Source organism: Hydrogenophaga sp. IBVHS2 (genome assembly GCF_002127215.1).
GTDB lineage: Bacteria > Pseudomonadota > Gammaproteobacteria > Burkholderiales > Burkholderiaceae_C > Hydrogenophaga.
In genome coordinates this window covers 59,829-77,310 of the sequence record NZ_NFUT01000004.1, presented here as the reverse complement: position 1 = coordinate 77,310, position 17,482 = coordinate 59,829, and the positions used below count along the sequence as shown (strand labels likewise).

Sequence of the window (17,482 nt, the reverse complement as noted above, 5' to 3'; positions counted from 1 at the left end):
TGGCACGATATGCAACCTGTCTGGCACCCCGGCGGTGGACGCGATGGCTATCCTCCACAATTCCGCACCCCGCATCCCCGAGCGCCTGCCATGCCGATCCTGACCTCCCAGCTCAACCCCCGATCCGCCGACTTCCAGGCCAATGCCCAGGCCATGCGCGCCGCGGTGGACGATCTGCGGCGCCAGATCGAGGCCGCCGCCCTGGGCGGTGGCGAGGTGGCCCGGGCCCGCCACACCGGGCGCGGCAAGCTGCTGCCGCGCGACCGGGTGCAGCTGCTGCTCGACCCCGGCACGCCCTTCCTGGAGCTCTCGCCGCTGGCGGCGCACGGCATGTACAACGGCGACGCGCCCTGCGCCGGCGTGATCGCCGGCATCGGCCGGGTCAGCGGGGTGGACTGCATGGTGGTCTGCAACGACGCCACGGTGAAGGGCGGCACCTACTACCCCATGACGGTCAAGAAGCACCTGCGGGCGCAGGAAGTGGCCCAGCAGAACCACCTGCCCTGCATCTACCTGGTGGACTCGGGCGGCGCCAACCTGCCCAACCAGGACGAGGTCTTCCCCGACCGCGACCACTTCGGCCGCATCTTCTACAACCAGGCCAACATGAGCGCGCAGGGCATCGCGCAGATCGCGGTGGTCATGGGCTCGTGCACCGCCGGCGGTGCCTATGTGCCGGCCATGAGCGACGAGACCATCATCGTGAAGAACCAGGGCACCATCTTCCTGGGCGGTCCGCCGCTGGTGAAGGCCGCCACCGGCGAGGTGGTGACGGCCGAAGACCTGGGTGGTGGCGACGTGCACACCCGCCTATCGGGCGTGGCCGACCACCTGGCCCAGGACGATGCCGACGCCATTGCGCTGGCGCGCCAGATCGTGGCCTCGCTCAACCACCGCAAGGAAGTCACCGCCGCCCTGCGCGAGCCGCGTGCCCCGCTGTTCGATGCCGAGGAGCTGTACGGCGTGATCCCGGTCGACACCCGCAAGCCCTTCGACGTGCGCGAGATCATCGCCCGGCTGGTGGACGGGTCGGAGTTCCACGAATTCAAACCGCGCTTCGGCGCCACCCTGGTATGCGGCTTTGCCCACATCGAGGGCATGCCGATCGGCATCGTGGCCAACAACGGCGTGCTGTTCTCCGAGAGCGCACAGAAGGGCGCGCACTTCATCGAGCTGTGCTGCCAGCGCAAGGTGCCGCTCCTGTTCCTGCAGAACATCACCGGCTTCATGGTGGGCCGCAAGGTCGAGAACGAAGGCATTGCCCGCCACGGCGCCAAGATGGTCACGGCGGTCGCCACCGCGCAGGTGCCCAAGTTCACCGTGATCATCGGCGGCAGCTACGGCGCGGGCAATTACGGCATGTGCGGCCGCGCCTACAGCCCGCGCTTCCTGTGGATGTGGCCCAACGCCCGCATCAGCGTCATGGGCGGCGAGCAGGCGGCCAGCGTGCTGGCCACCGTCAAGCGCGACGGCATCGAGGCCAAGGGCGGCACCTGGAGTGCCGAGGACGAGGCCGCCTTCAAGCAGCCGCTGCTCGACCAGTTCGCGCACCAGTCGCACCCCTACTACGCCAGCGCCCGGCTGTGGGACGACGGCGTGATCGACCCGGCCGACACCCGACGGGTGCTGGCCCTGGCCCTGTCGGCGGCGCAGAACGCCCCGATCGGCGAGCCGAAATTCGGCGTCTTCCGCATGTGAGGTTGAACATGTCCCAGGTCATCGCCCCTCCCGTCATCGAACTCACCCGCCCGCGCCCGCACGTGGCCCATGTCTGGCTCAACCGGCCGGATGTGCGCAACGCTTTCAACGACGAGGTCATCACCACCCTCTCCGACACCTTTGCCGCGCTGTCCCGCGACCCTGACCTGCGGGTGGTGGTGCTGGGCGCGCATGGCAAGGCCTTCTGTGCCGGCGCCGACCTGAACTGGATGAAGACCATGGCCGGCTTCAACTGGGACCAGAACCGGGCCGACGCCCAGCGCCTGGCCGACATGCTCCAGCTGCTGGACGACTGCCCGGTGCCGGTGGTGGGCCGCATCCAGGGCGACTGTTACGCCGGCGGCATGGGCCTGGCGTCCATCTGCGACGTGGTGGTGGCCGCGCGCGGGGTCACCTTCTGCCTGTCGGAAGCGCGGCTGGGCCTGCTGCCGGCCACCATCAGCCCGTACGTGATCCGCGCCCTGGGTGCCCAGGCCTCGCGCCGCTACATGACCACCGCCGAGCGCTTCAGCGCCGAACGCGCCCACGCGCTGGGCTTCGTGCACGAGCTGGTGGAGCACGAGGCGCTGGACGCCACCGTGGCCGGTATCGTGGACGCGCTGGTGGCCAACGGCCCGCAGGCGGTGCGGGCCTGCAAGCAGCTGGTGCGCGACGTGGCCGGCGCCCCGCTGGACGACGCCCTGCGCGCCGAGACGGCGCGGCGCATTGCCGACATCCGCGCCAGCCAGGAAGGCCGCGAAGGCGTGCAGTCCTTCCTGGGCAAGCGCAGCCCGGCCTGGATCACCCCGGCATGAACGCGCCCAGCGACCTGTCGCCCAACGCCCACTGGCAGCAGCGCAGCCTGGCCAGCGTGTGGCACCCCTGCACCCAGATGGCGCGGGCTGAGCGCACGCCGCCGCTGGCCATTGCGCGCGGGCAGGGCGCCTGGCTGCACGACCACGAAGGCCGCCGCTATTTCGATGCCATCAGCTCCTGGTGGGTCAACCTGTTCGGCCATGCCGACCCCGCCATCAATGCCGCCATCACCGCGCAGCTGAACACCCTGCCGCATGTGATGCTGGCCGGCTGCACCCACGAGCCGGCAGTGGTTCTCGCCGAGCGCCTGTCGGCCCGCACCGGCGGTGCGCTGGGCCACTGCTCCTTCGGCAGCGACGGGGCGAGCGCGGTCGAGATCGCGCTCAAGCAGAGCTTTCACAGCTGGCGCAACCGGGGCCGGACCGACAAGCGCCACTTCGTCTGCCTGCGCCACAGCTACCACGGCGAGACCATCGGGGCACTCGCCGTGACCGACGTGGCCGTGTTCCGCGATGCCTACGACCCGCTGCTCATGCGCGCCCACACGGTGGACGCGCCCGACAGCCGCCGGGGCAACGAAGCCGAGGCCCTGCGGGCCATCGAAGACTGCCTGACGGCGCACGCCGACACGCTGGCGGCGGTCATCGTCGAGCCGCTGGTGCAGGGTGCCGCCGGCATGGTGATGCACTCGCCCGACTACCTGCGCCAGCTGCGCTCCCTGTGCACCCGCCATGACGTGCACCTGATCGCCGACGAGATCGCGGTGGGCTGCGGCCGCACCGGCCGCTTCTTCGCCTGGCAGCACACCGAGCCCGCCACCCCGGCCGACTGGCCCGACTTCATCCTGCTGTCCAAGGGCATCACCGGCGGCACGCTGCCGCTGTCGCTGGTGCTCACCACCGACGCGGTGTTCGAGGCCTTCTGGTCCGAGGACACCACGCGCGGCTTCCTGCATTCGCATTCCTACACCGGCAACCCGGCGGCCTGCGCGGCGGCCCTGGCGGTGCTGGACCGGTTCGATGCCGGCCAGGAAGCCCAGAACGCCCTGCAGGCGCAGTGGCTGGCCGATGCCTTTGCGCCGCTGGCCCGGGACGACCGGGTGCACCACCTGCGCCAGCGCGGCACCATCCTGGCCTTCGATGTGCCGGGTGCGGCCGACGGCTTTGCCGAACGCTTCCACCTGGCCGCCCGCGCGCACGAACTGCTGATCCGCCCCATCGGCCGCAGCGTGTACCTGATGCCGCCCTACCTGATCGACCCGCCCACCGCCGCCTGGCTGGCGCAGGCCGTCACCCGGACCCTGAACGATGTGGTTTGACCATTTCCGCGCCACCCGCGAACAGCTCGCCGCGCAAGACCTGTTGCGCCAGTTGCGCGTGGCCCACGGCGGCACCGCGCCGCACCAGCCGGTGGCCACGGCCGGCGGCGCCGTGCGCGAGCTGCTCATGTTCTGCAGCAACGACTACCTGGGACTGGCCGCCCACCCGGCGCTGGCCGATGCGCTGGTGGACGGCGCGCGCCGCTGGGGCGGTGGCTCGGGCGCATCGCCGCTGGTGAGCGGCCACAGCCAGGCGCACGAGGCCGTGGCCCAGTGGCTGGCCCGCGCCTATGCCCCGCACCTGCCGCAGCCCCGCGCGCTGGGTTTCTGCACCGGCTACATGGCCAACCTGGGCGTGGTCACCGCGCTGGGCGATGCCGACGTGGAGCTGTTCTGCGACGCGCTCAACCATGCCTCCCTGATCGACGGGGCGCGGCTGGCCCGGGCGCGGGTGACCGTGTACCCGCACGGCGATGTCGCGGCGCTGGCGCAGCGGCTGCAGGCCAGCACCGCGCCGCGCAAGCTCATCGTCACCGACGGTGTGTTCAGCATGGACGGCGATGTGGCCCCGCTGCCCGGGCTGCTGGCGCTGGCCGACGCCTTCGATGCCCTGCTGCTGGTGGACGATGCCCACGGTCTGGGCGTGCTGGGGCAGCGCGGACTGGGCTGCATCGAACACTTCGGCCTGAACAGCCGCCGGCTGGTGCTGGTGGGCACGCTGGGCAAGTCGGCCGGTCTGGCCGGCGCCTTCGTGGTGGCCCATCAGGCCGTCACCGACCACCTGCTGCAGAAGTCGCGCAACTACATCTTCTCCACCGCCTCGCCGCCGGCCATCGAGCATGCCCTGCTCACCGCGCTGGAGTTGCTGGCCGGACCCGAGGGCCAGCGCCGCCGGCACGACCTGCAGGCCCGCTGCGAGCAGCTGCGTGCCGGCCTGACCCGCCTGCTGCAGCAGCACCCCGAACTGCCCTGGCGCCTGACCGGCAGCAGCACGCCCATCCAGCCCCTGGTCGTGGGTGCCAATGCCGAGGCCATGCGCCTGGCCGCGCGGCTGGAACAGGCCGGCATCCGGGTGCCGGGCATCCGCCCGCCCACCGTGCCGGCCGGCACCGCCCGCCTGCGCATCACCCTGTGCGCCAGCCACACCGAGGCCGATGTGGAGCGCCTGCTGCGGGTGCTGCGCGACTCGGCCGCCGAGGCACAGCAGACCGAAACCGAAGGAGCCGGCGCATGAGCCCGTCGCCCATTGCCGTGCTGCGGGGCTGCTTCGTCACCGGCACCGACACCGAGATCGGCAAGACCTGCGTCAGCGGCGGGCTGGTCCATGCCTTCCGCCGCCAGGGCCTGCGGGCGGCGGCCATCAAGCCGCTGGCGGCCGGCCAGCAGCAGGACGCACAGGGCCGCTGGTTCAACGACGATGTGCGCCACCTGCACGGCGCGCAGGACCTGGGCCTGAGCGAGGCCGAGGTCGGCCCCTTCCAGTGGCGCACCGCGTGCGCGCCGCACATCGCCGCCGCCATCGAAGGCCGGCCCATCGACCCCGCGGCGGTGCGGTCCGCCATCCACCGGCTGGCCGCGCGCACCGAGGCCCTGGTGGTCGAGGGCGTGGGCGGCTTCCGGGTGCCGCTGGTGCCGGGCTGGGACACGGCCGATCTGGCGGTCGACCTGGCCCTGCCGGTGGTGCTGGTGGTGGGGCTGCGGCTGGGCTGCATCAACCATGCGCTGCTCACGGCCGAGGCCATCCGCGCCCGGGGCCTGCAGCTGGCCGGCTGGGTCGGCAACACGCTGGACCCGGCCATGCCGCACCTGGCCGACAACCTCGATGCCCTGCGCCAAGGCCTGCCCGCGCCTTGCTGGGGCGTGGTGCCGCGCCTGGCCGACCCCACACCGGCGGCCGTGGCCGTCCACTTGAACCCGATCCCGGAGACCTGACATGTTCACCAAGATCCTGATCGCCAACCGGGGCGAGATCGCCTGCCGTGTGGCGGCCACCGCGCGCCGCCTGGGCATCCGCACCGTGGCCGTTCATTCGGATGCCGACGCGAACGCCCGCCACGTGGCGCTTTGCGACGAGGCGGTTTCGCTGGGCGGCAACACCCCGCAGGAAAGCTACCTGCGCTGGGAGGCCATCCTCCAGGCCGCCCGCGCCACCGGTGCCCAGGCCATCCACCCCGGTTATGGCTTCCTGAGCGAGAACGAGGCCTTTGCCGACGCCTGTGCGGCGGCCGGGCTGGCCTTCATCGGACCGCCGGCCTCCGCCATCCGGGCCATGGGTCTGAAGGCCGAGTCCAAGCGCCTGATGGAAGCCGCCGGCGTGCCGCTGGTGCCCGGTTACCACGGCGCCGACCAGAACCCGGCCCTGCTGCGGGCCGAGGCCCAGCGCATCGGTTACCCGGTGCTGATCAAGGCCAGCGCCGGCGGTGGCGGCAAGGGCATGCGGGTGGTGGAGCGCGATGACGACTTCGACGCCGCGCTCGCTTCCTGCCAGCGCGAGGCGCGCAGCAGCTTCGGCAGCGACGCCGTGCTGGTGGAGCGTTACGTGCAGCGCCCCCGGCACATCGAGATCCAGGTGTTCGGCGACACGCACGGCCAGATCGTGCACCTGTTCGAGCGCGACTGTTCGGTGCAGCGCCGCCACCAGAAGGTGCTGGAAGAAGCGCCCGCCCCCGGCATGACGCCGGCCCTGCGCGAGCGCATGGGGCAGGCGGCAGTGGCGGCGGCCAAGGCGGTGAACTATGTGGGCGCCGGCACGGTGGAGTTCATCGTGGAAGGTCTGGAAGGGCCGGGGGCCGACGACAGCCGCGCCCGCTTCTACTTCATGGAGATGAACACCCGGCTGCAGGTGGAGCACCCGGTGACCGAGGCCATCACCGGCCAGGACCTGGTGGAGTGGCAGCTGCGCGTGGCTGCCGGCCAGCCGCTGCCGCTCAAGCAGGACCAGCTGACGATGCAGGGTCATGCCATCGAGGCGCGCCTTTGTGCCGAGAACCCGGACAACCAGTTCCTGCCGGCCACCGGCACCCTGAGCGTCTACCGCAAGCCGCTGCACGCGGCCTTCGAGCGCGCTGCGGTGCGCTTCGACGACGGCGTGCGTGAGGGCGATGCCATCAGCCCCTACTACGACTCCATGATCGCCAAGCTCATCGTGCATGGCGACACCCGCGCGCAGGCGCTGGCCCGGCTGGATGCCGCGCTGGCCGACACCCGCATCGTCGGCCTGCCGAACAATGTGCAGTTCCTGCGCCATGTGGTGGCCAGCCGCTCGTTTGCCCAGGCCGATCTGGACACGGCGCTGATCCCGCGCGAGGCGGCGGTGCTGTTCCAGCAGGAGCGGGTGGGCGCCGCCCGGGCGGCCGCAGCGGCGGTGGTGCACCGGCTGCAGGCCGAGCAGGCGCAGGAGACGGCCGACCCGTTCTCGCGCCGCGACGGTTTCCGCTCGCACGGCACGCTGGTGCGGCGCTTCGATTTCCGCCATGCCGAGCAGCCGCTGACCGCACGGCTCACCTATGGCCGCGATGGCCTGCAGCTGGCGGTGGGCGAGGGCGCAGCACAGCCCCTGTCGTGGCAAGTGCAGGCCGACGGCGTGACCGAAGTCCGCTGGGGCGGCGAGCGTCTGCGCGTCCAGGCCTGGGTTCACGGCGAGGCGCTGCAGGTGTTCACACCGCAAGGCGCCACCCGCATCGAGGTGGTCGATCCGCTGGCCCATGCCGGCGAGACGGCGACCGAGGGCGGGCGCCTGACCGCGCCCATGCCGGGCAAGGTGCTCTCGTTCGCCGTGAAGGCGGGTGACGCGGTGCGCCAGGGCCAGCCGCTGGCCGTGATGGAGGCCATGAAGATGGAGCACACCATCACCGCCCCGGCCGATGGCACCGTGGCCGAGCTGCTGTACGCCCCGGGCGACCAGGTGGCCGAGGGCGCGGCGCTGCTCCAGCTGGTGACAGACTGATCGCGCTGCTGCGCTTAAGCTCGCCGCATGCGCATCACCCTCTGCCTCACCGCCAACAAACCCGAGCCCTGGCAGGCCGGCCTGCAGGCCGCGCTGCCCGGCGCGCAGATCGACATCTGGGCCCCCGGCGCGCCATTGGCCGATCACGCGGTGGTCTGGGCGCCGCCGCAGGCCTTCATCGACGAGCAGACGCAGCTCCAGGCGCTGTTCAACATCGGGGCCGGGGTGGATGCGCTGCTCAAGCTCAAGCTGCCGCCGCACCTGAAAGTGGTGCGGCTGGACGACGCCGGCATGTCGGTGCAGATGGCCGAGTACGTGTGCCATGCCGTCATCCGCCACTTCCGCGAATTCGACGGTTACGAGGCCGACAGCCGCCAGGGCCGCTGGGGTTACCGCAAGCCGCGCAGCCGGGCCGACTTTGCGGTGGGCGTGATGGGCCTGGGCGTGCTGGGCGAACGGGTGGCCAAGGCGCTGACCACGTTCGAGTTCCCGGTGCACGGCTGGAGCCGCACGCCGCGCACCATTGAAGGCGTGGTCTGCCACAGCGGCGAAGACCGGCTGGACACCTTCCTGTCGCAGTGCCGGGTGCTGGTGAACCTGCTGCCGCTCACGCCGCAGACCACCGACATCCTCAACCGCCGCACCCTGGCTCGCCTGCAGCCGGGCGGCTATGTCATCAACGTGGCGCGCGGCGCGCACCTGGTGGACGACGACCTGATCGCGCTGCTGGACAGCGGCCACCTGGCCGGCGCCACGCTGGACGTGTTCCGCACCGAACCGCTGCCGCCCGAACACCCGTTCTGGCGCCACCCCGCCATCACCGTGACGCCACACACCTCGGCCCGCACCCTGCGCGACGAAAGCATCGCCCAGATCGCCGGCAAGATCCTGCGCCTGGAGCGCGGCGAGCCGGTGGCCGGGCTGGTCGATCCGGTGCGTGGCTACTGAACCGGAGAAGTCCATGTCCCTCCCCTCCCGTGTCCGCCTGATCGACGTCGGCCCGCGCGACGGCCTGCAGAACGAGAAGCAGCCGGTGCCGGCCGAGGTCAAGATCGCGCTGGTGCACCGCCTGCAGGCCGCCGGCCTGGCCGAGATCGAGGTCACCAGCTATGTCAGCCCCAAGTGGGTGCCGCAGATGGCCGACAACCATGCCGTCATGAGCGGCATCCGCCGCCCGGCCGGTGTGCGCCATTCGGTGCTCACGCCCAACCTCAAGGGCTTCGAGGCGGCCCTGGCCGATGCGCCCGACGAGATCGTGGTGTTCGGCGCCGCCAGCGAGGCCTTCAGCCAGAAGAACATCAACTGCAGCATCGCCGAGAGCATCGAGCGCTTCGCGCCGGTGGTGGAAGCCGCGCTGGCGGCCGGCATGGCGGTGCGCGGTGCCATGAGCTGCACCGTGGGCTGCCCGTATGAAGGCGACATCGCGCCCGAACGCGTGGCCTACCTGGCCGGGCTGATGAAGGGCATCGGCGTGCAGCGGGTGGACGTGGCCGACACCATCGGTGTGGGCACGCCGCGCCGGGTGCAGGCGGCCATGGAGGCCGCGCTGCGGCACTACGGCATCGACGAGGTCAGCGGGCATTTCCACGACACCTACGGCCAGGCCCTGGCCAACACCCTGGCCGCGCTCGAGATGGGCGTGTGGAACTTCCAGGCCTCGGTGGCCGGCCTGGGCGGTTGCCCGTACGCCAAGGGCGCCACCGGCAACGTGGCCAGCGAAGACCTGGTGTTCATGCTGCACGGCATGGGCATCGAGACCGGCATCGATCTGGACGCGCTGGTCGATGCCGGCGCCTGGATCAGCGAACAACTCGGCCGGCCCACCGCGTCCCGCGTGGGCCGTGCGCTGCTGGCCCGCCGGGCCGCCTGAAGGAGACCGCGATGGAATGGCAGGTGTGGATCGCTTATTTCGTGGCCTCGTGGGCCATTGCGCTGTCGCCCGGTTCGGGCGCGGTGCTGTCCATGTCGCACGGCCTGGCCTACGGCGTGCGCGGCGCCAGCGCCACCATCCTGGGCCTGCAGGCCGGGCTGGCGGTGATCCTGCTGGTGGCCGGTGCGGGCGTGGGCGCGCTGCTGGTGGCCTCGGCCACGGCCTTCACCGTGGTCAAGGTGGTGGGCGCGGCCTACCTGATGTGGCTGGGCTGGCGGCAGTGGCGCGCGCCGGTGGCGGTCGCTCCCGAAGAGTCCGGCCCCACCGACGCGGCCCCCTCGGCCGGGCTGCCCTCGGTGCGCCAGCGCCTGGGCATCGGCTTCTTCACCAACGTGACCAACCCCAAGGGCATCGTGTTCATGGTGGCGGTGCTGCCGCAGTTCATCGACCCGGCGCGCCCGTTGTGGCTGCAGCTGCTGGTGCTGCTGGTCACCACCATCGGCGTGGACCTGATCGTCATGCACGGCTACGCCTTCCTGGCTTCGCGCGCCCAGCGCTGGCTGGCCACCGCGCGGGCCCGCCAAGCCCAGAACCGGGTGTTCGGCGGGCTGCTGATGGCCATGGGGGCGAGTTTGTTTCTGGTCAAGCGCGGGGCCGGCTGAGGGCCGTCTGGCTACCATCCCCACCCATGAGCGACACCCTCACCCCCTCCAACCCCTCCACCACCGCCGCCGTGCAGCGCGTCACCGAGGCCCTGGCGGCGCTGGGCCATGCGCATGCACCGGTCATGCTCGACGATGCGGCCCGCACCGCGCAGCAGGCGGCCGATGCCCTGGGCGTGGCCCTGGGCCAGATTGCCAAGAGCATCATCTTCCGCCGCAAGAGCGACGGCCGCTCGGTGCTGGTGGTGACCTCCGGCGACCGCCGCGTGGATGAAAAAAAGGTCCAGGCCCTGGTCTGCCCCGAGGGCACCAGGCTGGGCCGGGCCGATGCGGATTTCGTGAAGGCGCGCACCGGCTTCTCCATCGGTGGTGTCTCGCCGCTGGCCCATGCGGAGCCGCCGGTGGTGCTGATCGACCGCGAACTGTTCCGCTTCGACCGGGTGTGGGCGGCCGCTGGCCATCCCCATGCCGTGTTCCCGCTCACCCCGCAGGAGCTGGAGCGCTACACCGGCGCGCCGGTGGCCGACGTGACCCAGGAGGCTGCATGAGCCGCACCGTGACCCTGCAGGCGGCCCGCGCGCGTCAGCCCGGCGTGGTGGCGCCGTCCCCCTGCATCTCGGTCTGCCGGCTGGACGATGGCAACAGCCACTGCGTGGGCTGCCACCGCACCCTGACCGAGATCAGCGCCTGGTCCCGCCTGGACGACGAGGCCAAGCTGGCGGTGTGGCGCGACATCGAGGCGCGGCAGGGGATCGCGCCATGAAGGACATCGACTTCTTCTACGACCCCATCTCGCCCTATGCCCACCTGGCCTTCCTGGCGCTGCCGCAGGCGCTGGCCGGGCACAGCGTGGCGGTGCATTACCGGCCCATCCTGTTTGCCGGCCTGCTCAAGGCGCACGGGCAGCTGGGCCCGGCCGAGATCGCACCCAAGCGCGACTGGACCTACCGCCAGGTGCAATGGCTGGCCCATGCCCACAGCCTGCCGCTGCAGATGCCGGCGGCGCATCCCTTCAACCCGCTGCCGCTGCTGCGCCTGGGGCTGGCCGCGGCCCTGTCCGATGCCCCGGGCGAGACCAGCCGCTGGGTCACGGCGCAGCTGTTCGCCCATGTGTGGCAGTCTGGCGGGGCCGACGCCGGCGACCCGGCCCGCCTGCAGGCGCTGGAGGCCACCCTCCGGACCCACGTGGCCGAATGCGGCCGCCCCTGGCAGGACCCGCAGGGCGATGCGGTGCGCCAGCAGCTGCGCGCCAACACCGACGCCGCGCTGGCCCTGGGCCTGTTCGGCGTGCCGTCGGTGGTGGTGGACGGTCGGGTGTTCTGGGGCTTCGATGCCCTGCCCATGGTGTCGGCCTGGCTGGCGGGCGATGCCTGGTTTGCACCCGGTGGCCCCTGGGACACGGCGGCCGCCTTGCCGGCCGCGGTGCAGCGCCCGCGCTGAAGACGCCCGCGATCGGCGTCAGCCGTCCAGCGCGTCGGCCAGCGTCAGCACCTCGCCGGTGCGCGCCGCGTCGTAGCCCTGCAGACCCGCCACCCGCGACCGGAACGCAGGGGACCGCAGCACCGCGAGCACCGGCCGCAGCTCGTCGCGGTCCAGCGCATCGGCCGGCAGCGCAAAGAAGTACCGCTCCTTGAGCAGCGGAATGAAGTGCAGGCCGAAGCGGTGCGCGGCGGTCTGCACGCCCATGCCCACATCGGCCATGCCGCTGGCCACGAAGGCGGCCACGGCGGCATGCGTGAGTTCGGTGCTGTCGTAACCCGTCACCTGGCGCGGTGCGATGCCGTGGCGGCGCAGCAGCAGGTCGGTCAGCACCCGGGTGCCCGAGCCTTCGGGCCGGTTGACGAAGCGCAGACCGCTTCGGGTCAGATCGGCCAAGCCCCGCACCCCCAGCGGGTTGCCGGCCGCCACGAACAGGCCCTGGGTGCGCACCGCCAGATGCACCAGCCGGTGCTGGTGGCGGTCCAGCCAGGGCGCATAACGCGCGGCGGCCGCGGCCTGAAATTCGCCCAGGGGCAGATGAAAACCGGCCAGCTCGCAGTCGCCCTGGGCCAGTGCGGCCACGGCCTCCAGGCTGTTGCGGTAGCGCACCTCCACCCGCACCGACCGGGCCGCCAGCTGTTCGCGCAGCGCGGCCACCGCAAAACCGTGGCTGGCGTGCAGGCGCGGCACCGCGCGACGGCGCCGCTGCACCCGACCGAGCTCGCCTTCCACCTCGGCGGCCAGGGTCTCCAGCAGGGGCTGCAGGCGGGCCGCGATGCGGGCATCGGCCCACACCAGGCGCTGCGCCAGTTCGGTCGGCACCGAGCCCTGACCGCGCCCGCGTTCCAGCAGCGGCTGGCCCAGCACCGCTTCGGCCTGCCGCAGCAGGCCCCAGGCATGGCGGTAGGACAGGCCCAGGTCGCGCCCGGCCTGGGCAATGCTGCCGCTGGCCTGGATGCCGGCGAGCAGCTGGAGCAGGGCGCCGGCATCGAGGGCCGGGCCGTCGTCGGGGCCGATCTGCCACCGGGTATCGAGCTGGATGCGCATGGCCGGAGTTTATGCAAAGACGTACATATTGGGCGGTCACCCCGGTGCTACCCTGCGCAGCATGAGCCCGACCCCGTCCACCGTCATCCCCATCCACCCCGCCGACACCGGCACCGGTCGCCGCAGGCCCGGCTTCACGCCCAAGGGCCGGCAGGTGGAGCCGGCCGCCCGTGCCCGGGTGAGGGCGCTGTGCGCAGGGCTGGAGCCGCGCGCCGATCTGCTGATCGAGCACCTGCACCGCCTGAACGATGCCGAGGGTGCCCTGCGCCGGGGCCAGCTGGCCGCACTGGCCGAGCACCTGCGCCTGAGCCAGGTCGAGGTGTTCGAGGTCGCGAGCTTCTACCACCACTTCCGCATCGTCGACGACGCCGACGCGGTGCCCGCCATCACCGTGCGGGTGTGCAACAGCCTCTCGTGTGCCATGGCGGGTGCCGATGAATTGCTGGCCGCCACCCGGCAGGCCCTGCACGGCCGCCCGGTGGCGGTGGAGGCCGCACCCTGCATCGGCCTGTGCCACGGTGCGCCGGCCGCCTGCGTGGGCCAGCACCGGATGGCGCAGGCCACGCCGCAGGCCATTGCCGACGCGGTCGAGCAGGGCCATGTGCAGGCCCGGCCCCTGCCCGCGCCGGTGCCCGCCCAGTGGACCCAGCTGCAGCGCCTGCTGTCCGGCGAGGTGGGTGCCGAGGCGGTGCTGGCTGAGCTCAAGGCGTCCAACCTGCGGGGCCTGGGCGGCGCGGGTTTTCCGGCCTGGCGCAAATGGGAGACGGTGCGGGCCCAGCCCGGGCCGCGCATGGGCGTGGTCAACATCGATGAAGGCGAGGTCGGCACCTTCAAGGACGCCGCCGTGCTGGCCGAGGGCATCCCGCAGGTCCTCGAAGGCGTGCTGATCGCTGCCGAGGTGGTGGGCCTGGAACATGTCTGGCTCTACCTGCGCGACGAATACCACGACGCCCGCGCCCTGCTGCAGGCCGAACTCGACCGGCTCGATGCCGACCTGGCCTCGCTGCGCGCGCGCTTCCCCGCCTGGACGCCGCCGCGCATCGAACTGCGCCGGGGCGCCGGTGCCTACATCTGCGGCGAGGAATCGGCGCTCATCGAATCCATCGAGGGCCGGCGCGGGCTGCCGCGCCTCAAGCCGCCCATCGTGGCACTGCATGGCGTGTTCGGCCGGCCCACGCTGGCCCACAACCTGGAGACGCTGTGGTGGGTGCCGGCCATCGTCGAACACGGCGGGGCCTGGCTGGCCGGGCAGGGCCGGCGCGGGCGCAGCGGGCTGCGCCGTTTCTCGGTGTCGGGCCGGGTGGCGCGGCAGGGCGTGCACCTGGCGCCGGCCGGCATCACGCTGCGCGAGCTGATCGACGAGCACTGCGGCGGCATGGCGCCGGGCCACACGCTCAAGGCCTACCTGCCGGGCGGGGCCTCGGGCGGCATCCTGCCGGCTTCGCTGGCCGATGTGCCGCTGGACTTCGACACCCTGGCCGAGCACGGCGCCTTCGTGGGTTCCATGGCGGTGGTGGTGCTGGGCCACACCGACAGCGTGCGCGATGCCGCGCTCAACCTCATGCGTTTCTTTGAACACGAATCCTGCGGCCAGTGCACGCCGTGCCGGGCCGGCACCACCCGCGCGGTGCAGCTGATGCAGTCCCCGGTCTGGGACGCCGAGCTGCTGGGCGAACTCTCGGCCGTGATGCGCGATGCCAGCATCTGCGGCCTGGGTCAGGCGGCGCCCAACCCCATGGACAGCGTGCTGCGCTTCTTCCCGGAAGAAGCCGGCCTCGGCGCCGGTCTGGACGGGAGCGCTGCATGAGCCCGATCCACTTCACCCTGGACGGCCAGAGCGTCACCGCGCAACCCGGCGAGAGCCTGCTCGATGTGGCGCAGCGCTGTGGCACCGAACTGCCGCACCTGTGCCACCGGGACGGCCTGGGCAGCCCGGGCAACTGCCGCGCCTGCGTGGTGGACGTGCAGGGCGAGCGGGTGCTGGCCCCGTCGTGCTGCCGCGCGCCGGTGGACGGCATGGTGGTGCACACCGCCTCCGACCGCGCCACCCGCGCCCGCCGCAGCGTGCTGGAGCTGCTGCTGGCCGATGCGCCCGCCACCACAGCCCTCAAGCACGACAGCGAACTGGCGCACTGGGCCGAACAGGTCGGGGCGCGTGCTGATCGGTTCCCGGCCCGCGCCCCGGTGGGGCAGGACGCGTCGCATCCCGCCATGGCGGTGAACCTCGATGCCTGCATCCAGTGCACCCGCTGCATCCGCGCCTGCCGCGACGTGCAGGGCAATGACGTGCTGGGCCTGGCCTTCCGGGGCGGCCATGCGCAGATCGTCTTCGACCAGGCCGATTCCATGGGGTCCAGCACCTGCGTGGCCTGCGGTGAATGCGTGCAGGCCTGTCCCACCGGCGCCATCGCGCCGGCGCACGGCGTGTTTTCAAAGCCGGCGCAGAAGCAGGTGGATTCGGTCTGTCCGTTCTGCGGCGTGGGCTGTCAGCTGACCTACCACGTGAGCGACGAGCGCATACAGCATGTGTCAGGTGCGCAAGGCCCGGCCAACGAGGGCCGGCTGTGCGTGAAGGGCCGCTTCGGCTTCGACTACGCCCACAGCCCCGAACGCCTCACCGTGCCCCTGATCCGCAAGCCCGGCGTGCCCAAGGACCCGTTGAACCTGCAGCGGCGCGACTGGCGCGAACTGTTCCGCGAAGCCACCTGGGACGAAGCGCTGGACGCCGCCGCTGCCGGCCTGCGTCGCGCCCGCGAGAGGCAGCCCGCCACCGGGCGCGGTGCTGCCGTGGCCGGCTTCGGATCGGCCAAAGGGACCAACGAAGAGGCCTACCTGTTCCAGAAGCTGATCCGCAGCGCTTTTGCCACCCACAACGTCGACCACTGCACCCGCCTGTGCCATGCCTCCAGCGTGGCCGCGCTGATGGAGGGCCTGGGTTCGGCGGTGGTCACCAACCCGCTGCGCGACGTGCAGCACGCCGACTTCGTGCTGCTGATCGGTGCCAACCCGGCGCAGAACCACCCGGTGGGTGCCAGCTGGATCAAGAACGCGGTCAGGCGCGGCACCCGGCTGGTGCTGGCCGACCCGCGCCGCACCGAGCTGGCCCGCCAGGCCCACACCCACCTGGCCTTCCACCCCGGCACCGACGTGGCGCTGCTCAATGCGCTGCTGCACGTCATCATCGAAGAAGGGCTGACCGATCCGGCCTATGTGGCCGCCCACACGCTGGACTTCGAGCAGCTGCGCGCCCATGTGGCCGATTTCCCGCCCGAGGCCATGGCGCCGGTCTGCGGCATTCCGGCCGACACCCTGCGCGAGGTGGCCCGTGCCTATGCCGGGGCCCGCAACAGCATGATCCTGTGGGGCATGGGGGTGAGCCAGCACACCCACGGCACCGACAACGCCCGTTGCCTGATCGCCCTGGCCCTCATCACCGGTCACATCGGTCGGCCCGGCACCGGCCTGCATCCGCTGCGTGGCCAGAACAATGTGCAGGGCGCCAGCGACGCCGGCCTCATCCCCATGGTGCTGCCCGACTACCACCGGGTCAGCGATGCCGCCTCGCGCGCCCAGGCCGAACGCCTGTGGGGCCTGGCCCCGGGCAGCCTGGGCAGCGAGCCGGGCCTGACCGTGGTGGAGATCATCGACGCGGCCCACGCCGGTCGCATCCGGGCCATGCTGATCCAGGGCGAGAACCCGGCCATGAGCGACCCCGACGCCACCCATGCCCGCGAGGCCCTGGCCGGCCTGGACCACCTGGTGGTGCAGGACATCTTCCTGACCGAGACCGCCGCCCTGGCCGACGTGGTGCTGCCCGCCACCGCCTGGCCCGAGAAGACCGGCAGCGTCACCAACACCGACCGCTGCGTGCAGCTCGGCCGCAAGGCGGTGGCCGCCCCCGGCCAGGCCCGGGCCGACGCCTGGATCACCGAACAGCTGGCCCGGCGCCTGGGGCTGCCCTGGGGCTACGGCATCGCGCCGGACGGCTCGGCCACCGCCGACGCGGGGCAGGGCATCGGCGCGGTGTTCGAGGAGATGCGCGCCCTGATGCCCAGCATAGCCGGACTGTCGTGGGCCCGCCTGCAGCGGGAAGGGGCAGTGACCTACCCGGTGGCCGACGAGGCCGACCCCGGCCATCCGGTGGTGTTCACCGACGGTTTCCCCACCCCCAGCGGCCGCGCCACCCTGGTGCCGGCCGAGCTGCGCGCCCCGGCCGAAAGGCCGGACGCCGAATTCCCGCTGGTGCTCATCACCGGCCGGCAGCTGGAGCACTGGCACACCGGCAGCATGACCCGCCGTGCCACCGTGCTCGACGCCCTGGAGCCGGCCCCGGTGGTGAGCCTGCACCCGGACACGGCGGCCCGGCTGGGCTTGGGCGCCGGCGATGCGGCCCGGGTTCGTTCACGGCGCGGCAGCGTGCAGCTGCCGGTCCGGCTGGATGCCGGCATGCCGGCCGACGCCGCCTTCATTCCCTTCGCCTACGCCGAGGCGGCCGCCAACCTGCTGACCAATCCGGCCCTGGACCCGGTGGGCAAGATCGCCGAGCTCAAGTACTGCGCCGTCGACGTGCGGCCGGCCACCGTGCCGGCCTGAATGGCGCACGGCCCCGTGGGGTCGGGCGGGCCTCCCTAGAATGGTCCGCCCTT

Annotated in this window: 15 protein-coding genes; 14 read left to right on the top strand and 1 reads right to left on the bottom strand. The window is 72.2% G+C overall.

What is annotated here, in order from left to right:
• Nucleotides 1–90: 90 nt before the first annotated feature.
• The 12 genes from CAP38_RS11130 to CAP38_RS11075 are packed head-to-tail and all read left to right on the top strand — an operon-like array spanning nucleotide 91 to nucleotide 11,750.
• Nucleotides 91–1,698, top strand: coding sequence for a carboxyl transferase domain-containing protein (locus tag CAP38_RS11130; RefSeq protein ID WP_086121486.1), 1,608 nt, complete (start codon nucleotides 91–93; stop codon nucleotides 1,696–1,698).
• An 8-nt stretch (nucleotides 1,699–1,706) separates the two neighbouring features.
• Complete coding sequence (locus CAP38_RS11125; protein WP_086121708.1) at nucleotides 1,707–2,513, top strand: enoyl-CoA hydratase/isomerase family protein; 807 nt, start codon at nucleotides 1,707–1,709, stop codon at nucleotides 2,511–2,513.
• Nucleotides 2,510–3,832 carry an adenosylmethionine--8-amino-7-oxononanoate transaminase gene (gene bioA / locus CAP38_RS11120; protein ID WP_086121485.1) on the top strand — a complete coding sequence of 441 codons (1,323 nt, stop codon included), beginning with the start codon at nucleotides 2,510–2,512 and terminating at the stop codon, nucleotides 3,830–3,832. The genes CAP38_RS11125 and bioA overlap by 4 nt, the downstream gene beginning before the upstream one ends.
• Nucleotides 3,822–5,066, top strand: a complete 1,245-nt coding sequence (locus tag CAP38_RS11115; protein WP_086121484.1) for an 8-amino-7-oxononanoate synthase — start codon at nucleotides 3,822–3,824, stop codon at nucleotides 5,064–5,066. Before bioA ends, CAP38_RS11115 begins: the two co-directional genes overlap by 11 nt.
• On the top strand, nucleotides 5,063–5,764 hold the full coding sequence (bioD, locus tag CAP38_RS11110) for a dethiobiotin synthase (protein ID WP_086121483.1): 702 nt from the start codon (nucleotides 5,063–5,065) through the stop codon (nucleotides 5,762–5,764). The genes CAP38_RS11115 and bioD overlap by 4 nt, the downstream gene beginning before the upstream one ends.
• Nucleotide 5,765: 1 nt before the next feature.
• A complete protein-coding gene (locus CAP38_RS11105; protein ID WP_086121482.1) occupies nucleotides 5,766–7,778 on the top strand; it encodes an acetyl/propionyl/methylcrotonyl-CoA carboxylase subunit alpha in 2,013 nt (670 codons plus the stop codon).
• A gap of 27 nt (nucleotides 7,779–7,805) precedes the next feature.
• Nucleotides 7,806–8,726: a glyoxylate/hydroxypyruvate reductase A gene (locus CAP38_RS11100; RefSeq protein ID WP_086121481.1), complete on the top strand. Its 921-nt coding sequence runs from the start codon at nucleotides 7,806–7,808 to the stop codon at nucleotides 8,724–8,726.
• Between the two features lie 13 nt (nucleotides 8,727–8,739).
• Nucleotides 8,740–9,648 (top strand): hydroxymethylglutaryl-CoA lyase, encoded by a 909-nt coding sequence (locus CAP38_RS11095; protein ID WP_086121480.1) that lies wholly within the window; start codon nucleotides 8,740–8,742, stop codon nucleotides 9,646–9,648.
• 11 nt (nucleotides 9,649–9,659) lie between these two features.
• The gene (locus CAP38_RS11090; RefSeq protein WP_086121479.1) at nucleotides 9,660–10,310 is read left to right on the top strand and encodes a LysE family transporter; all 651 of its coding nucleotides are present in this window, start codon (nucleotides 9,660–9,662) and stop codon (nucleotides 10,308–10,310) included.
• A gap of 26 nt (nucleotides 10,311–10,336) precedes the next feature.
• On the top strand, nucleotides 10,337–10,858 hold the full coding sequence (locus tag CAP38_RS11085) for a YbaK/EbsC family protein (RefSeq protein WP_086121478.1): 522 nt from the start codon (nucleotides 10,337–10,339) through the stop codon (nucleotides 10,856–10,858).
• On the top strand, nucleotides 10,855–11,073 hold the full coding sequence (locus CAP38_RS11080; protein WP_086121477.1) for a DUF1289 domain-containing protein: 219 nt from the start codon (nucleotides 10,855–10,857) through the stop codon (nucleotides 11,071–11,073). Before CAP38_RS11085 ends, CAP38_RS11080 begins: the two co-directional genes overlap by 4 nt.
• Complete coding sequence (locus CAP38_RS11075) at nucleotides 11,070–11,750, top strand: 2-hydroxychromene-2-carboxylate isomerase (protein WP_086121476.1); 681 nt, start codon at nucleotides 11,070–11,072, stop codon at nucleotides 11,748–11,750. Before CAP38_RS11080 ends, CAP38_RS11075 begins: the two co-directional genes overlap by 4 nt.
• 18 nt (nucleotides 11,751–11,768) lie before the next feature.
• Here CAP38_RS11075 and CAP38_RS11070 read toward each other — a convergent pair whose 3' ends face one another.
• The gene (locus CAP38_RS11070; RefSeq protein WP_086121475.1) at nucleotides 11,769–12,836 is read right to left on the bottom strand and encodes a substrate-binding domain-containing protein; all 1,068 of its coding nucleotides are present in this window, start codon (nucleotides 12,834–12,836) and stop codon (nucleotides 11,769–11,771) included.
• A gap of 61 nt (nucleotides 12,837–12,897) precedes the next feature.
• On the opposite strand from CAP38_RS11070, the gene CAP38_RS11065 reads away from it, so the two are divergent.
• Both CAP38_RS11065 and fdhF read left to right on the top strand, forming a co-directional pair.
• Nucleotides 12,898–14,643 carry an NADH-ubiquinone oxidoreductase-F iron-sulfur binding region domain-containing protein gene (locus CAP38_RS11065; RefSeq protein ID WP_086121474.1) on the top strand — a complete coding sequence of 582 codons (1,746 nt, stop codon included), beginning with the start codon at nucleotides 12,898–12,900 and terminating at the stop codon, nucleotides 14,641–14,643.
• Nucleotides 14,640–17,429 (top strand): formate dehydrogenase subunit alpha, encoded by a 2,790-nt coding sequence (fdhF, locus tag CAP38_RS11060; RefSeq protein ID WP_086121473.1) that lies wholly within the window; start codon nucleotides 14,640–14,642, stop codon nucleotides 17,427–17,429. Before CAP38_RS11065 ends, fdhF begins: the two co-directional genes overlap by 4 nt.
• Nucleotides 17,430–17,482 lie beyond the last annotated feature (53 nt).

Excerpts from the sequence above, each read along its gene's own strand:
- CAP38_RS11115 (WP_086121484.1), top strand. The coding sequence starts at position 3,822 with ATGTGGTTTGACCATTTCCGCGCCACCCGCGAACAGCTCGCCGCGCAA.
- bioA (WP_086121485.1), top strand. The coding sequence starts at position 2,510 with ATGAACGCGCCCAGCGACCTGTCGCCCAACGCCCACTGGCAGCAGCGC.
- CAP38_RS11075 (WP_086121476.1), top strand. The coding sequence starts at position 11,070 with ATGAAGGACATCGACTTCTTCTACGACCCCATCTCGCCCTATGCCCAC.
- bioD (WP_086121483.1), top strand. The coding sequence starts at position 5,063 with ATGAGCCCGTCGCCCATTGCCGTGCTGCGGGGCTGCTTCGTCACCGGC.
- fdhF (WP_086121473.1), top strand. The coding sequence starts at position 14,640 with ATGAGCCCGATCCACTTCACCCTGGACGGCCAGAGCGTCACCGCGCAA.
- CAP38_RS11085 (WP_086121478.1), top strand. The coding sequence starts at position 10,337 with ATGAGCGACACCCTCACCCCCTCCAACCCCTCCACCACCGCCGCCGTG.
- CAP38_RS11105 (WP_086121482.1), top strand. The coding sequence starts at position 5,766 with ATGTTCACCAAGATCCTGATCGCCAACCGGGGCGAGATCGCCTGCCGT.
- CAP38_RS11065 (WP_086121474.1), top strand. The coding sequence starts at position 12,898 with ATGAGCCCGACCCCGTCCACCGTCATCCCCATCCACCCCGCCGACACC.
- CAP38_RS11130 (WP_086121486.1), top strand. The coding sequence starts at position 91 with ATGCCGATCCTGACCTCCCAGCTCAACCCCCGATCCGCCGACTTCCAG.
- CAP38_RS11070 (WP_086121475.1), bottom strand. The coding sequence starts at position 12,836 with ATGCGCATCCAGCTCGATACCCGGTGGCAGATCGGCCCCGACGACGGC.
- CAP38_RS11080 (WP_086121477.1), top strand. The coding sequence starts at position 10,855 with ATGAGCCGCACCGTGACCCTGCAGGCGGCCCGCGCGCGTCAGCCCGGC.
- CAP38_RS11095 (WP_086121480.1), top strand. The coding sequence starts at position 8,740 with ATGTCCCTCCCCTCCCGTGTCCGCCTGATCGACGTCGGCCCGCGCGAC.
- CAP38_RS11090 (WP_086121479.1), top strand. The coding sequence starts at position 9,660 with ATGGAATGGCAGGTGTGGATCGCTTATTTCGTGGCCTCGTGGGCCATT.
- CAP38_RS11125 (WP_086121708.1), top strand. The coding sequence starts at position 1,707 with ATGTCCCAGGTCATCGCCCCTCCCGTCATCGAACTCACCCGCCCGCGC.
- CAP38_RS11100 (WP_086121481.1), top strand. The coding sequence starts at position 7,806 with ATGCGCATCACCCTCTGCCTCACCGCCAACAAACCCGAGCCCTGGCAG.